Source organism: Methanoculleus sp. (genome assembly GCF_035363275.1).
Lineage (GTDB): Archaea > Halobacteriota > Methanomicrobia > Methanomicrobiales > Methanoculleaceae > Methanoculleus.
The window spans coordinates 70,143-84,616 of record NZ_DAOSET010000002.1 but is presented as its reverse complement, the minus strand read 5'-3'; the positions used below and the strand labels follow the sequence as shown (position 1 = coordinate 84,616).

Here is a 14,474-nt window from a genome sequence, read left to right as displayed (position 1 = left end):
TTCGTTTCTTGGCATGAAGGGGCGGAAGGGACGTCCGGCACCTTTTCTGTTTGGGTCGAAGAAGCAGAGTTATGCAACACTGCACCTCCGGAGGAACGCTTATAAGGGAGGGTGCATGATCCGGTGCAACCGGGAGTGTACCGTTGACACGTCACGGCACCCGGGTTCCCACGCGCCCCACAACGGATGGTAACGGACATGGATCTGAAAGATAAACCCATGGCGGTCGTGGACTGTATCGGGTTCTACTGCCCCATGCCGATCACGATGACAAAAGAGGCAATCGAGAAGCTCGACATCGGAGAGGTGCTCATGGTCGAGGCAGACGATCCTGCCGCGGAGGAGGATATCCGGCGCTGGGCAGACCGGGTGGGTCATGAGATCGTGAAGTTCGAGAAGGATGACGGGGTCATGAGGTTCTGCATCCGGAAGATGAAGTAGGTGATACGAATGATGTATGCGGATAAGACCGTGAGCTGCGTGGGCATCTGCCAGTCGCCCATGCTCTCGATCGAGACCGGGATGGACGTGCTCAACGCAGGCCAGATCCTGCAGGTGACAACCGACAAACCGGACCTTGTCGAGACGGTCAGGTCCTGGGCCGGTGAGAAAGGACATACGATCGAGGAGGAGCACGTCGCCTCGGGCGTGACCACACTCATCCTGCGCAAGGGAGCGGCGGCCACGACAGAGGCACGGTGAGCGGATGGACGCCGACGGCTACGTGGACGCGAGAGGAGCCTACTGCCAGGCGCCGATCACCCTGCTCAAGGAGGGGATGGACGGGCTCGTCAGCGGTGGCATCCTGAAGGTCGAGATGGACAACGCGCCCACAGAGGAGGATGTCAGGGTCTGGGCACGGAGGATGGGCCACGAAATCCTGGGCGAGGAGAGGGAGGGGGAGAAGACCACCTTCTCCATCCAAAAACGGGGCTGAGATGTATGGCACGGATACTGTATATCCAGACGAGCGGCGCCGACACCCCGGAGAGGTTGTATGCGCCGTTCGTTCTCGCAATGACGGCACGTTCGATGGACATGGACGCCGACATCTACTTCATGATCAAGGGGGTGACGGTCGTCAAGAGAGGCGCAGCAGAGCAGATCCAGGCCGGAAACTTCCCGAAACTCTCGGAGATGCGGGACCAGGCGATCGCCGCGGGGGCAAAGATCTACATCTGCGAGCAGAGCACCCAGCTCCTCGGGCTTGAGCGGGGGGACTTCATCGAGGAAGGGAAGGTCGTCGGCGCCCTGACGTTGAACGATCTTGCGGTCGATGCTGACGCGGTCATCACGTTCTGAGAGGCTGGAGAAGATGGAGGAACGGATCTACCTCGACCACGCAGCGGCGATGCCGGTCCACCCGGGGGTCGCCCGGTTCTGCAGGCAGTTTCCGGACGGCTTTGCCGGCAACCCCTCCACGATCTACCGGGAGGGGCTCCAGGCACAGGAGGCCGTCGCCACGGCGCGGGAGAGGGTGGCAGCGCTCGTCGGCACGAGCGCCCCGGACTCGATCATCTTCACGAGCGGAGCCACCGAATCGAACAACATCGCTATCCGGGGAGCGGCGCTCCGGAACCGGAAATTCGGGAAGAGAGTCGTTGCAAGCGCCACCGAGCACATATCGGTCCTGAATCCGGCAAAAGACATCCAGAAGGGCGGGTTTGCCCTCACGCTGGCTCCGGTCGACCGCTTCGGCACGATCGACCTCGATGCCCTCGCAGCGGCGGTCACACCGGGGACCGTCATCACATCGATCCACCACGCAAACAATGAGATAGGGACAATTCAGCCGATCCGGGAGGTGTCGGCGATCGTCCACGAACAGGGCGGGCTCCTCCACGTAGACGCCACCGATGCCGCGGGGAGGATACCGATCGACGTGGAGCGTGACGGCATCGACCTTCTCACCCTCTCCGGAAACCAGCTCGGCGGACCGGACGGGGTCGGGGCGCTCTACATCCGCCCCGGTGTCCGGGTCCAGCCGGTCCTCGTCGGGGGCGGGCAGGAGCGCGGCCTCCGGCCCGGGACCGAGAACGTCTTTGCGATCGCCTGTATGGGGGAGGCGGCCCGGCTTGCAGGGGAGGAGATGGCCGGGGAGAGCAAGCGCCTTGCCGCGATCCGGGACCGGCTGATTGCCGGGATCACGGGTATCGAGGAGGCTTACCTGACCGGCCACCCGGAAGAGCGCCTCCCGCACCACGCGAGTTTCCGCTTCTCCCGGATCGAGGGCGAGAGCATCCAGCTCGCCATGGACATGCTCGGGATCGCGGTCGCCACCGGGTCGGCGTGCACTTCCAGGACACTCGAAGCCTCCCATGTCCTCCTCGCCATCGGGCTCGCCCACGCCGAGGCGCATGGGTCGATGGTCGCGACGCTCGGGCGCAGAAACAACATGGACGAGGTGCCACGAATCGTCGGGGCAGTCGGAGAAACAGTTAAACGCCTCCGGGCTATTACACCGTTATAGAGAGGTAAGAGGTATGGCAGACCAGATCGGCTACAGCCAGAAAGTGATGGAGCACTTCATGAACCCGCACAACGTCGGGGTGATCGAGAACCCGGACGGCTACGGCAAGGTCGGCAACCCCGTCTGCGGGGACATCATGGAGATCTTCATCAAGGTCAAGGACGACGTCATCGAGGACATCCGGTTCAGGACGTTCGGGTGCGGATCGGCAATAGCCACGAGTAGCATGGTGACCGACATGGCCAGGGGAAAGACGCTTGAGGAGGCGCTGAAGATCACCCGCGACGATGTGGCGACCGAACTCGAGGGGTTGCCGCCAAAGAAGATGCACTGCTCGAACCTCGCGGCGGATGCCCTCCACGCGGCGATCGAGGATTACCGGGAGAAACAGAAGAAAGAGTGATCGGGTCAGCACCCGTAGATCAAGGTCAGGATGGTCTTTGCGAGGTCGAGACTCTTGCCCCGGTTGACCATGAGGGTATCCAGGCGGAGAGCCCCTTGAAGCCCGACCGGGTCCCGGATATCCTGGATGAAGAGATCCGCAAAGTCCTCGTAGAGGCTGCAGGTTCCGGCGGATGAGGCCTCTTTTCCGAAGGCCCGCATCAGGGCCGCCGCCGGGCCGCTGACCGGCGCGTCGCCGATGAAGGGGCTGACGGCGATGACGCGCTTGTTGCGGAGCGCCTCCCGCACCCCGGCGCACTCGAGGATCGGCGATATGCTCGTGACCGGGTTGCTCGGTCCGACCACCACGGCATCGCTCGCCTCGATCGCCCGGATAACCTCGGCGGTCGCGACGGGCGGCTCCCGGAACCGCCGAAAGACACCCTCGATCGCCACGTCTCCCCGGTGCTTCACCCAGTACTCCTGGAAGTGCATCTCTCCGCGGTGGGTGCGAACGTAGGTCGTCACGACAGAGTCGGTCATCGGGAGGATGGTAGCCTTGACCCCCAACCTCCTGCAGAGCGTCGTGGTCGCCTCGGTGAGCCGCACGCCGCTCCGGAGCATCTCCCCGCGCGCAACGTGGACCGCCCGGTCCTGGTCCCCGACGGCGATGAACTCCTCGATGCCGAGTCTCGCGAGGAGGTCGTGGGTGATGTAGGAATCGTCACGGATTCCCCACCACCGGCCGGTATCGAGGATGCCCGCGAAGAGGTACATGACCGTATCGATATCGGGTGAGAGGTGGTTGCCGGAGAGCCACGTGTCCTCGGCTGTGTTGACGACGACCGCGATCTCCCGCTCGTCCAGCAACTCCTGCATGCCGCGGAGGAGCTTCGGGGTCCCGGTTCCGCCCGAGAGGAAGGTTATCATTTGATAATTAGCGTATCTGGTACAACCGTATATGTAATTTACCAATTATGCCGGGAAGTACACCGCACCCGGTTTACGAAACCGTCTGCCGGATGACCGCCATGATGTCCCAGGCGAGCGACTCGGCCTGCCGCTCGTGGAGGAGGCGGGTCTCGAGGCGGAGCGAGCCCGCGACCTGGTCCGGGTCGTGGAGGCTCTGGACGAAGACGTCGACGAAGTCCCCATAGAGCCGGAAGACCCCCGGCGATGTCGGTTTCTCGCCGGCGGCGTACATCAGGGCGGCGTCCTTTTGGTCAGCCGCGACGTCGCCCCGGAACGGCGAGACCGCGACGACGAAGGCATCGCAAAGGAGAGAGCGCATCCCCTCGCAGTCGAGGATGGGGAGGACGCTTGCTGCCGGGTTCGCCGGGCCGATGACCACGGCGTCGCTTTCCTCGATCGCCGCCCGCACCTCGTCCGTGACCGGAGGGCGAGCGGGTCCGGTGCGGATGAGTTCCCGCACCTCGGTATCGCTGCCGGCGGCCGTCCGGTAGGTGAAGAGCGGGAGGCGCTCGGTCCCGGTATCGACCAGGACGGAGGCCTCCGCGTCGGTCGCCGGGAGGACGGTCGCCCCGATGTTGAGCGCCCGGCACTGGACCCCGACCGCCTCCGTGAGGCTCATCCCCTGCGAGAGAAGTCCCGCCCGGGCGATCTGGACGGCCCGGGCCCGGTCGCCGACCGGGAAGGGCTCGCCGCCCCCGACCTTCGGGAGGTAGTTGTGGGTGGCGTAGGTGTCCCCCTTGATCCCCCACCACCGGCCGGTATCGAGGATGCCGGCAAAGAGGTAGACGGCCGTATCAGTTTCGGGAGCGACGTGGCTCCCCGAGACCGTGCAGTTCCCGGCGGTGGAGGCGACCACGGCGATCTCGGAATCGTAGAGGATCTGCCGGGCGCCCCGGATGAGAGGGAGCGCCCCGGGCCCGGCCGAGAGGAAGGTGATCATGGCTGAATGCCTTTTATGTGGGGCGTCCGGGGGGTTAACAGTTTCATCCTACGCGGCGTGGGGGATGTGAGACCGGGGCGGACGGGGGTTGTTGATGCTTGCGACTTAGGGGTCCCAATTATCTACGGGAATCCGTCTCTTCGTCGCTGTCCCGGCACTCAGCCTCCCGATGACCGCAAAAGCCGTCGGGCAGTGCTGCCTCCCCGACCCGACATGGTTCCCGGCGGTCCGCGTCGCAGTGCCGGCCGCGGGGGCGCCCATCTACGGGGTCCGGGTGCACCGGGAGCCGGAATAAATGAGCGATTAAAAATCTGATAAGAGATATAAGGCGAAAATGAGAAAGGAAGAATATCATGTATCCATTTACAGACCGGTTCATGTCTAACGCTGAAAATGTCGAGTTCCTGAAAGCCACGATGATGGGGCCGAACGCCATGCGGGTGTCAGAGGAACTGTCGTCGCACCTGAAGATCGATGAGAATATGCGAGTCCTCGACCTCGGCTGCGGGCAGGGTCTATCCACGCTGTTTCTGGTGAAAAAATACGGCGCGTCCGTCTTCGCCGCCGACCTCTGGATTTCGCCGACTGAAAACTACGAGCGTTTCCGATCTCTCGGGATTGACGATAAGGCCGTTCCGATCTCCGTAGACGCGACTAAGGGGCTGCCTTTCGCAAACGGATATTTTGATCTGCTGTTCGGCGTGGACGCTTACCATCATTTCGGTGATACGGAGGAGATGCTTCCGTCGCTCATTCCTTTCGTGAAAAAAGGCGGCTATATTGCCGTGGCGATTCCCGGCATAAAGTACGAGTTCGGGGAGAATGTCCCTGACGAGATGAAGCCGTTCTGGAATGATGAGGTGGCAAGGACCATACACTCCCTTGACTGGTGGAAGGAGCTATGGAGCAGGGAAAAGGGCATTGAGATACTTGACATCCGTGAAATGCTCTGCTGCAACCAGGCGTGGGATGAATGGCATACCGCGTACTGGGAGGGGATCGAGGAAGACATAAAGATGAGGAAGGCTGAAAACGGAAACTACTATAATCTCATTCAAATGATTGCCAGAGTGATCTAACCTGTTTGCTGTACGAGAGAGAACCCTGTCGGCGTATTGGCAGGTGACGGATCAGCGCCGTAGAGCCTGAGGACCTGCCTCAATAGAGGGAGGGTGAAACAGGAAGCCCCGCCCTGAAGGGCGGGGTAGTTCACTTCCGCTGCTTGAGCCACTCGTCGTATTGCTGCAGATGCTCCATCATGGTGCAGGCGAGTGCCCTGAATGCCTCGGGCGACAACCGTGCATCAAGTATCACCCTCTTTTGAATTTTATCCGTGTAAATATCCCCGTTCGGACTGATTTTGAATTCAGGCTGATCGTAGGTCAGTGCCAGCTGGCCGAAGTTCGGGTTTAGCGTTACGATAGCGCCGTCGATGTGAACCGTCCTGAACTCAGGGTCCATCACGATCTCAAGTTTCAACGCTTGCTCCGGGTCTTCTGCAGCCATGTTGAACTCACACCCTGGTCTCTGCCTGCTTTGCGCCGGTGAGTGTCGGTTTCGTATTGAAGGCGTCCCTTCCGGCAGGTGTCCGGTCGAATCGCCAGTTCTCGGGATTGGTCTCACCGCTTCCTTTTACCGCTCCCGTATGCAGGGTGCAGGACTTTCCGCTATCGCTCGAAGTGGGCTTATACTGCCCGACCAGGCTCTCGGGAGGAAGCACCACGCCGCACAGGGCGTTTAGCATCCTTTTTCCATAGTCTGTCGATGTGTAATACACCTTCCTCCGATCGCCGACGTCCTCCAGCCTCCTCACCTTCTTCGCGATGAGGCCCCCGTCAACCAGAGACTTCAGGATACGGTCCATCTCGCTAGGATTCGCCCCGAAGGTATCCTTGAGTTCGTTGAAGTACATCTCCTCCCCGAGTGCAAGCGCTATGTATACAGCCCATCTGGCATCCGACGAGAGTTCCATCACGGACTCACGAACCTCAACGGGCACCCGGTTTAAGTGAGCCTCTACAACTGTCCGGTCCATGCCGACACCTCCATAGTGAATAGTTCTATTATTGTAACTTATATCAATCTTTCCCGGATCATCAGTTGCACTTCTGCAACTTCAATCGTTATGTATCCCACAGACGAAAACCTGTCAAATGAGCCATAGAGACCCGATACCCAGCGAAATTGCAGGCCGGGTTCAACTATACAGGTATTTCAAGGAAAATACCAATATCGCAATATATGGCTCATTCCAGCAGTCACGGAAGAGGGACCTTCTTGCACTGAGAGATTACCTGCGGGCATACGGCTACCTGAACGCCAGGATCTCTGAAGATTACTATGGCAGACTGGATCCCGGGACCGAAGACGGACCTATAAAGGATACTAGGATGAGCATTACCTGATCCAGTCGGTCTCGATGGAGTTCCAGCGTCTAAGCACGTTAATGCAACACGGCATAAAGGAAGATCAGCCCGCTGCCGTTTATATTGAAGAGGGATTGGAAGAAATCGCAGGAGGCGTCTTCAAGGGGCGGATTGCACAAAACGAGCATGGGTGGGACATAGATTTCTTCAAAAGTATCGAGCAGATATACAAACCGGCAAGGCGCTTCTGCGAGCGCAGCCTCGCTGAGATCTATGGATTCTGATATATACCCGGCATCGTCAGCGAACTCACAGGCGTTTTTGATCATTTCCCGAGCTGTCCGCGTAGATTCACCCAAAAATCGATATGCCCGGCCCTTCGCTGCCGGAACGTCCCAGCCCGCCGCACGAGGACCACAGACCCCATAGAAGAACCGGGAACCCGCACGAACGCCACAATTTCCCACCCCGCGCACTCTCAAATACCTTTATCACTTCTCTCCAAAGATTCTTTATTGAACGGATGAAGATCATCAAGGATCCGGTGCACGGCTACGTCGAGGCTGATGCGACGGCGCTCCGGCTGCTGGACTCGGAGGAACTGCAGCGGCTCCGCCACGTCTCCCAGCTCGGCTTCGCGAACCTCGTCTACCCCGGCGCAAACCATACCCGGTTCGAGCACTCGCTCGGGACGATGCACCTCGCGGGCCTGATGTGCCGGGAGCTCGGCCTTGACGACGGGGAGACGAAACTCGTCACCACCGCCGCCCTCCTCCACGACATCGGCCACGGCCCCTTCTCCCACGTCACCGAGCCGGTGATGGAGGAGTTCACCGGGCGGAGCCACCACCAGATCGACTGCCTCGTCGGGGAAGGAACGATCGCCGCCGTCCTCGAGGCGGAGGGAATCGACCCCGCCGAGGTCTGCGCCGCCGTCTCAGGAGAACACCGGCTCGCGAGCATCATCCACGGGAGCCTCGACGTCGACCGGATGGACTACCTGATGCGGGACGCCCACTACACCGGTGTTCCCTACGGGACGGTCGACGCCCACCGGCTGATCCGGTCGACCATCCTCACCGACTCCGGTGTCGCGCTCTACGAAGGTGGGATCAACGCCGCCGAGTCGCTCCTCATCGCCCGGACCCTGATGCGCCCCGCGGTCTACTTCCACCACGTGAGCAGGATCGCGACGAGCATGTTCGTCCACGCCCTTCGCGAGGAGGTGCTGAACGTCCCCGGCGCCGATGCAGAGGAGTTTGCCCGGATGGACGACGCGGCCTGCATGGAGCGGCTGAAACGCTCCCCCCACCCGATCACCCGCGACCTCGCCCGCCGGGTCTACTACCGCGACCTCTACAAGCGGGCGCTCTACGTCGGCGAAGACCGGGTGAACGCCGCCGCCTTCCGGCAGGACCCCGGCCCCGCACGGGAGCGGGAGATCGCCCGGGCCATCGCCGAGACCGCGGGAATCGCGGAAGATGAAGTCCTCGTCGACATCCCCCCGCTCCCGCGGGCGCTCTCGATGGAGGTCCGGGTCCGGCACAGCCACACGATGCTGGACCTCGAGGAGGTCTCGCCCCTCATCAACACCATGAACGACACCCGGCGGCAGCAGTGGCGGCTCGGCGTCTACACGACACAGGAGCACCGCAACACCGTGGAGCAGGCGGCGATGGAGGTCCTCCGGGTGAAGCGACCGACAAAGCAGGATAAACTCGTAGTTGCATAACAGTTGAGGAGCACATGACAAAGGAGTTCGTCGTCGGGGTCACCGGGGCAAGCGGGGTCATCTACGCCCGCCGCCTGCTCGAGGTGCTCTGTGAAGAGGCAACGGTGCATATCGTCATCTCCGACACCGCCCGGCAGATCGCCGGGATCGAGGATGTAAACCTCGGAGGATTCGACGCCATATACGCCGAGAACAGCAACCTCGCTGCCGACATCGCGAGCGGCTCGTTCCGTTACGACGGGATGGCGATCGTCCCCTGCAGCATGAAGACGCTTGCCGCCGTCAGTAACGGCCTCGCCGACAACCTGATCGGCCGGGCGGCGGACGTCTGCCTCAAGGAGCGGCGGCCCCTCCTCCTCCTCCTCAGAGAGATGCCGCTCTCCCGGATCCACTTAAAGAATATGCTTGCTGCCGACGAGGCCGGCGCGACCGTGATGGTCGCAAGCCCCCCCTTCTACCAGCACCCGAAGACCATCGACGACCTGGTCGATATGGTAGTGGCCCGCGTGCTCGACCACATGAAGGTGGAGCACAGCCTCGGCACCCGATGGAGCGGATGAGAATTGCGCGAATTCATTAAACTGATGCGAAACCAGGGCAGGGTCGAAGAGATCGAGACCCCCTGCTCGACCGTGTATGAGGCTCCCCGCATGGCGAGCCGGACCGATAAGATCCTCTTCTTCCACGACCTCGACGGGCACCGGGCGGTGATGAACCTCATCGCCGACCGCCGTTCGCTTGCCGCGGCGCTCGGCGTCGGCGAGCGGGAGCTGGTGCCACATCTGGCCGCCATGACCTACAACGGCCGCGTCACGGACGCGGGGCGACTGGAGGGCGGCGTTGCCGCCGACCTCTCCCGCCTCCCGATCCTGAAGCACTTCCCGGAGGACGCCGGCCGCTACCTCACGGCCGGGATCGTCTTCTCCCGCTACGGCGGCGTCGAGAACGCTTCCATCCACCGGATGATGGTCCTCGACGACCGGCGAGTCGTCGCCCGCCTGGTGGAGGGGAGGCACACCCATACGCTGCTGAAAGCAGCCCTGGCCCGGGGCGAGAAGCTCCCCGTCGCGGTCACGATCGGAACCCATCCCCTCGTGACGTTCGCGGCCTGCACCCGCGTCCCGGAGGGGAAGGAGCTCGCCTACGCAGCGGAGCTGATGGGCGGGGAGCTCGCCGTCCGCGAATGCGAGAACGGCGTCAGGGTCCCCGACGCCGAGATCGTGCTCGAAGGCTACATCACCGCGGAGAAAGCGGCCGAAGGCCCGTTCGTCGACATAACGGGGACCTACGATCCCATCCGGCAGCAGCACGTCATCGAGTTCACGAAGATGTACTGCAAGGAGGACCCGATCTACCACGGCATCCTCCCCGCCGGCGACGAGCACAAACTCCTGATGGGCGCCCCCTACGAGCCGAAGATCTACCGGGCCGTCGGCGAGGTGACGACGGTGAGAGACGTCCTCCTCACGAAGGGCGGCGCGGGCTACCTCCACGCGGTCGTCCAGGTCCGGAAGAACACCCAGGGCGACGCGAAGAACGCCATCATGGCGGCGTTCGCCGCCCACACATCCTTAAAGCATATCGTGGTGGTCGATGAGGACATCGATATCCGCGACCCCCACGACGTCGAGTACGCGATCGCGACCCGGGTCCGGGGCGATACCGACATCATGGTCATCACCGGTGTCCGGGGCTCGTCGCTCGACCCGACCCGCCTCGGGGACGGGACGAACGTCAAGGTCGGGGTCGACGCCACGATGGTTATGGGGAAAGAGGACGAATTCAGGAGAGCGGAGTGGCCGTAGACCATGTATCTCGATAACGATGATGAAAAGGTGCTCGCCGGCGAGTTCGGCGAGACACGCCAGAAGATGATGGAGATCCTGGTCGCGCTCGGAAATGTCTACGGGGCCGAGAAACTCGTCCCGATCGCGAGCGCCCAGGTGAGCGGTGCGTCCTACAAGACCATCGGCAGATGGGGACTATCCTGGCTCCGGAGCCTCGATGCCCGTGTGGCGGTCCCGACGGTCTTGAACCCCATCGGCATGCCGCGGGAGGGGTGGCAGGAGTTCGGGATCGCCGAGGAATTCGCCGGTCATCAGACGGAGGTCATCGAGGCCTACCGGCGGCTCGGGATCAAACTCGAGTGCACCTGCACCCCCTACTACCTCAGGATCACGGAGTACGGGGAGCACCTGGCCTGGTCGGAGTCCTCGGCAGTCGCCTACGCAAACTCGGTCCTCGGCGCCCGGACGAACCGGGAAGGCGGGCCGAGTGCGCTCGCAGCGGCGATCATCGGAAAGACACCCTATTACGGCCTCCATATCGTCGAGAACCGGCAGCCCCAGGTCGTCGTCGAGGTCGAGGGCGGGGAGGGCCTTCACGCCGATCACTGGGGCGCGATCGGGTATGTCGCGGGCAAAAAGGTGGGGAACCGGATCCCGATCTTTGAGGGTATCCGGCCCGGCCGCGACAGCCTGAAAGCGCTCGGCGCCGCAATGGCGGCGACGGGGGCGGTCGCGCTCTTCCACGTCGAGAAGATCACCCCCGAAGCGCGGGTGTTCTCGTTCCCGACCGATGGCCTCGACCGGGTGACGGTGAGCGGGGACGAGGTCGAGGTCCTCTTTGCGGTGAAAGAGGTCGAGGCGGTCGCGGTCGGCTGCCCGCACTGCTCGGCGGACGAACTCCGGGAGCTCGCGGAACTCCTCAAAGGAAAGACGACGACCAGACCCTTCTACATCTTCGTGGCCCGCGGGGTTGCGACGACAAACCCCGACCTCGTCGCCGCGATCGAGAGGAGCGGCGCCCGGGTCATCCCGGACACCTGCATGGTCGTCTCGCCCCGGATGGACGAGTTCAGTTCGATTATGGTCGACTCCGGCAAGGCCCTCGCCTACGTTCCGGGGATGTGCGGCGCGCTCGCCCAGATCGGGACGAGGAGAGAGTGCGTCGACGTCGCGACGTCGTGAGAGGGGGCGGCTTTACGCCCCCACTGTTTTGACGTCGAGGACCTGCAGCAGGCCCTCGTCGAGCATGTAGCCCCTGAGCCGGTCGCGGTTGCCCCGCATGCTCTCGATGCTGTTGATCCCGGCCGCACCCAGCAGTTCGGAGAGTTCGAGCGTCCAGGCGTGGATCAGGTTCGCGACGTGCCCCGAGGCCTCGTCGGGATTCAGACGCGCGACGAGGTCCGGGCGCTGGGTGGCGATCCCCCAGGGGCAGAGGCCCCGGTAGCAGTTCCCGCAGACCCGGCAGCCCATCGCGACGAGCGCCGCGGTGCCGATGTAGACCGCGTCCGCGCCGAGGGCGATCGCCTTCGCAACATCGGCGCTCCCCCGTATCCCGCCGCTCGCGATGACCGAGATGTCGTTCCGGATCCCCTGGTCGCGGAGCTTCTGGTCCACGCTCGCGACCGCCGCCTCGACCGGGATCCCCACGTGGTCGCGGAAGACCTTCGGCGCCGCGCCCGTCCCGCCCCGGAACCCGTCGATGACGACCGCATCCGCAGGAGACCGCGCAATCCCGGCGGCGATCGCGGCCGCGTTGTGGACGGCGGCGATCTTCACGAAGACCGGTTTCTTCCACTCCGTCGCCTCCTTGAGGCCCCGGACGAGCTGGGCGAGATCCTCAATGCTGTAGATGTCGTGGTGCGGCGCGGGGCTGATCGCATCGCTCCCCTCCGGGATCATCCTCGTCCGGGAGATCCCCTCGCAGACCTTCTCGCCGGGGAGGTGCCCGCCGATGCCGGGCTTTGCGCCCTGGCCGATCTTGATCTCGATCGCGGCCCCGCGCTCCAGGTAATCGATGTTCACGCCGAACCGCCCGGAAGCAACCTGGACGATCATCCGGTCCTGGTAGGGGTAGATCGCCGAATGCAGGCCGCCTTCCCCGGTCCCCATGAACGTCCCTGCCTCTTTTGCCGCCCGGGCCATGGCCACCTGGGCGTTGAGGCTGATCGCCCCGTAACTCATGTGCCCGATCATGATCGGGGTCTCGAGGCGAAGGTTCGGGGTGAGCCGGGTCCGGAGTTCGACGTCGCCGTTCTCCCGCCGCCGGAGGTCGAGCCTCGCCGGCTTCTTGCCGAGATGGGTCACCAGTTCTATCGGCTCGCGGAGCGGGTCGAGGCTGGGGTTCGTGACCTGGCAGGCGTCCAGGACCAGGCGGTCGAAGATGACCGGGTAGTCGAGCGCGTTGCCCATCCCGGCGAGGACGATCTTTCCGCTCCGGGCCTGGTTGTAGATCATCTCCCGGGTGTCGCGGGTCCAGAGTGGGTGGCTCCGGTAGTCGCAGGGCTGCTCCTCGAGCAGGATCGCGTCGCGGGGGCAGCAGGCGATGCAGCGGTGGCAGGCGGTGCAGTTCCGGGAGTTGACCAGGATCCGGTCGCCGTCCCGCCGGTAGACGCCGTAGGAGCAGTTCTCGATGCACCGCCCGCACTCCATGCACCGGACGGGGTCGATGCTGATCCGGTAGCGGGGAGGGAGACTTCCGATCATCATGCGACAACCCTCCCGATCACCGGCTCGCCAGCGGCCGGCATCGTGATCGACTCGACACAGGGTTCCATCGCCCGGATTGCCGCCTCCTCGCTTGAGATGTAGAGCCGGTCCCCGCACTCGCCGACGACCATCGGCCGGAGTTTGGTCCGGTCGGTGAACCCGACCATCATCTCGTGGTTTGCAGCCACGATGGCGAACGGACCGTTCATCATCGCCGGCGCGTAGGCGAGCCGCAGAGCGGAGTTCCACTCCCGCTCCGCCCCGCTCATCCGGTCGATCTCCGCCCAGAAGGGAGGGGCGAGCGCCCGGACGGCGAGGTCGACGTCAAGTTCGTGCCGCCGCACCAGGAGGTCGATCAGGTAGGCAACGACCTCCGTGTCGGTATACATCGTGCAGGTGTAGCCGAAGCTCTCGATGTAGCGCCGGTTGGTCCCGTAGGACGTGATCTCGCCGTTGTGGACGACGCTCCAGTCGAGAAGGTTGAACGGATGCGCCCCGCCCCACCAGCCGGGAGTGTTCGTCGGGTAGCGGTTGTGCGCGAGCCAGAGGTAGCCCTCGTAGTCCTCTATCCGGTAGAAGTCCGCCACGTCCTCCGGCCAGCCCCCTGCCTTGAAGACGCCGACGTTCTTGCCGGAGGAGAAGATAAGGGCGCCCTGGCGGGCGGCGTTGACCCGCATCACGAGAGCGCTGACGATCTCGTCCTCCGGCGTCGCGCTACCGGGGACCGCGAGGGAGGGGTCCGGCCTGAAGAAGTAGCGCCAGGGGGTGTGGACCGCCCGGAGATGCGGCTGGTCGCGGGTGGGGATCGCCTCGTCGTGCTCGACCGTCCCCCACTGTGCAAGCGCCGCGTCGAGGACCGGCTTACTCTCGCGGGGGTTGTCGAAGAAGACATGGAGGGCATAGCAGTCGCTGTAGTCGGGGTAGATGCCGTAGGCGGCATACCCCGCCCCCTCGCCGCTGCCGCGCTCGTTCATCATGGTGAGGGCCTCTCGGACCCCGGAACCGTCCATCGTCCGGCGCGTTCTATCCATTACGCCAATTATGCCGCACATTTCCATCACGCTCGACCCGCCCCCCTCCCGTACCCTCGATGGTCCGGGGTGGTAGGGGAACGCTCTGA

The 14,474-nt window shown here is 63.5% G+C and carries 20 protein-coding genes; 13 read left to right on the top strand and 7 right to left on the bottom strand.

Annotation, left to right across the window (positions count from 1 at the left end; all coding sequences use genetic code 11):
- The first annotated feature begins 198 nt into the window (after nucleotides 1-198).
- The 6 genes from PLN84_RS00850 to nifU are packed head-to-tail and all read left to right on the top strand — an operon-like array spanning nucleotide 199 to nucleotide 2,873.
- The gene (locus PLN84_RS00850) at nucleotides 199-441 is read left to right on the top strand and encodes a sulfurtransferase TusA family protein (RefSeq protein WP_292386363.1); all 243 of its coding nucleotides are present in this window, start codon (nucleotides 199-201) and stop codon (nucleotides 439-441) included.
- 9 nt (nucleotides 442-450) lie between these two features.
- Nucleotides 451-702 (top strand): sulfurtransferase TusA family protein, encoded by a 252-nt coding sequence (locus PLN84_RS00845; RefSeq protein WP_292386362.1) that lies wholly within the window; start codon nucleotides 451-453, stop codon nucleotides 700-702.
- A gap of 4 nt (nucleotides 703-706) precedes the next feature.
- Nucleotides 707-937, top strand: a complete 231-nt coding sequence (locus PLN84_RS00840) for a sulfurtransferase TusA family protein (protein WP_292386361.1) — start codon at nucleotides 707-709, stop codon at nucleotides 935-937.
- A 5-nt stretch (nucleotides 938-942) separates the two neighbouring features.
- The gene (locus PLN84_RS00835) at nucleotides 943-1,302 is read left to right on the top strand and encodes a DsrE family protein (RefSeq protein WP_292386360.1); all 360 of its coding nucleotides are present in this window, start codon (nucleotides 943-945) and stop codon (nucleotides 1,300-1,302) included.
- 13 nt (nucleotides 1,303-1,315) lie between these two features.
- Nucleotides 1,316-2,470: a cysteine desulfurase family protein gene (locus PLN84_RS00830; protein WP_292558586.1), complete on the top strand. Its 1,155-nt coding sequence runs from the start codon at nucleotides 1,316-1,318 to the stop codon at nucleotides 2,468-2,470.
- Between the two features lie 13 nt (nucleotides 2,471-2,483).
- Nucleotides 2,484-2,873: a Fe-S cluster assembly scaffold protein NifU gene (gene nifU, locus PLN84_RS00825; protein WP_292386358.1), complete on the top strand. Its 390-nt coding sequence runs from the start codon at nucleotides 2,484-2,486 to the stop codon at nucleotides 2,871-2,873.
- Between the two features lie 5 nt (nucleotides 2,874-2,878).
- On the opposite strand, the gene cofD is transcribed toward nifU, so the two are convergent.
- A complete protein-coding gene (gene cofD, locus PLN84_RS00820; protein WP_292386357.1) occupies nucleotides 2,879-3,781 on the bottom strand; it encodes a 2-phospho-L-lactate transferase in 903 nt (300 codons plus the stop codon).
- Between the two features lie 73 nt (nucleotides 3,782-3,854).
- The gene (locus tag PLN84_RS00815) at nucleotides 3,855-4,763 is read right to left on the bottom strand and encodes a 2-phospho-L-lactate transferase CofD family protein (protein WP_292386356.1); all 909 of its coding nucleotides are present in this window, start codon (nucleotides 4,761-4,763) and stop codon (nucleotides 3,855-3,857) included.
- 169 nt (nucleotides 4,764-4,932) lie between these two features.
- On the opposite strand from PLN84_RS00815, the gene PLN84_RS00810 reads away from it, so the two are divergent.
- Entirely contained in the window at nucleotides 4,933-5,058 is a 126-nt protein-coding gene (locus tag PLN84_RS00810; protein WP_292558587.1) for a hypothetical protein, read from the top strand.
- Nucleotides 5,059-5,116: 58 nt separating this feature from the next.
- Nucleotides 5,117-5,842 (top strand): methyltransferase domain-containing protein, encoded by a 726-nt coding sequence (locus tag PLN84_RS00805; RefSeq protein WP_348531857.1) that lies wholly within the window; start codon nucleotides 5,117-5,119, stop codon nucleotides 5,840-5,842.
- 130 nt (nucleotides 5,843-5,972) lie between these two features.
- On the opposite strand, the gene PLN84_RS00800 is transcribed toward PLN84_RS00805, so the two are convergent.
- Nucleotides 5,973-6,269, bottom strand: a complete 297-nt coding sequence (locus PLN84_RS00800; RefSeq protein WP_292386353.1) for a hypothetical protein — start codon at nucleotides 6,267-6,269, stop codon at nucleotides 5,973-5,975.
- A 7-nt stretch (nucleotides 6,270-6,276) separates the two neighbouring features.
- Nucleotides 6,277-6,798: a MarR family winged helix-turn-helix transcriptional regulator gene (locus tag PLN84_RS00795; protein ID WP_292386352.1), complete on the bottom strand. Its 522-nt coding sequence runs from the start codon at nucleotides 6,796-6,798 to the stop codon at nucleotides 6,277-6,279.
- A gap of 118 nt (nucleotides 6,799-6,916) precedes the next feature.
- On the opposite strand from PLN84_RS00795, the gene PLN84_RS00790 reads away from it, so the two are divergent.
- On the top strand, nucleotides 6,917-7,168 hold the full coding sequence (locus tag PLN84_RS00790; protein WP_292386351.1) for a hypothetical protein: 252 nt from the start codon (nucleotides 6,917-6,919) through the stop codon (nucleotides 7,166-7,168).
- 38 nt (nucleotides 7,169-7,206) lie between these two features.
- Here PLN84_RS00790 and PLN84_RS00785 read toward each other — a convergent pair whose 3' ends face one another.
- Nucleotides 7,207-7,458: a hypothetical protein gene (locus PLN84_RS00785; RefSeq protein WP_292386350.1), complete on the bottom strand. Its 252-nt coding sequence runs from the start codon at nucleotides 7,456-7,458 to the stop codon at nucleotides 7,207-7,209.
- 194 nt (nucleotides 7,459-7,652) lie between these two features.
- Between PLN84_RS00785 and PLN84_RS00780 the strand changes: the two genes are divergently transcribed.
- Genes PLN84_RS00780 through PLN84_RS00765 form a run of 4 tightly spaced genes read left to right on the top strand, consistent with a single transcriptional unit; the run spans nucleotide 7,653 to nucleotide 11,830 of the window.
- Nucleotides 7,653-8,861, top strand: coding sequence for an HD domain-containing protein (locus PLN84_RS00780; RefSeq protein ID WP_292558589.1), 1,209 nt, complete (start codon nucleotides 7,653-7,655; stop codon nucleotides 8,859-8,861).
- A 14-nt stretch (nucleotides 8,862-8,875) separates the two neighbouring features.
- Nucleotides 8,876-9,421, top strand: coding sequence for a UbiX family flavin prenyltransferase (locus PLN84_RS00775; protein WP_292386348.1), 546 nt, complete (start codon nucleotides 8,876-8,878; stop codon nucleotides 9,419-9,421).
- Between the two features lie 3 nt (nucleotides 9,422-9,424).
- The gene (locus PLN84_RS00770) at nucleotides 9,425-10,666 is read left to right on the top strand and encodes a UbiD family decarboxylase (RefSeq protein ID WP_292558590.1); all 1,242 of its coding nucleotides are present in this window, start codon (nucleotides 9,425-9,427) and stop codon (nucleotides 10,664-10,666) included.
- Nucleotides 10,667-10,669: 3 nt separating this feature from the next.
- Nucleotides 10,670-11,830: an aconitase X catalytic domain-containing protein gene (locus PLN84_RS00765; protein ID WP_292386346.1), complete on the top strand. Its 1,161-nt coding sequence runs from the start codon at nucleotides 10,670-10,672 to the stop codon at nucleotides 11,828-11,830.
- A 12-nt stretch (nucleotides 11,831-11,842) separates the two neighbouring features.
- Here the strand turns inward: PLN84_RS00765 and PLN84_RS00760 are convergent, their stop codons facing one another.
- Together PLN84_RS00760 and PLN84_RS00755 are read right to left on the bottom strand one after the other, a co-directional pair.
- On the bottom strand, nucleotides 11,843-13,354 hold the full coding sequence (locus PLN84_RS00760) for a glutamate synthase-related protein (RefSeq protein ID WP_292386345.1): 1,512 nt from the start codon (nucleotides 13,352-13,354) through the stop codon (nucleotides 11,843-11,845).
- Nucleotides 13,351-14,406, bottom strand: coding sequence for a glutamine amidotransferase family protein (locus PLN84_RS00755; RefSeq protein ID WP_292386344.1), 1,056 nt, complete (start codon nucleotides 14,404-14,406; stop codon nucleotides 13,351-13,353). Before PLN84_RS00755 ends, PLN84_RS00760 begins: the two co-directional genes overlap by 4 nt.
- Nucleotides 14,407-14,474 lie beyond the last annotated feature (68 nt).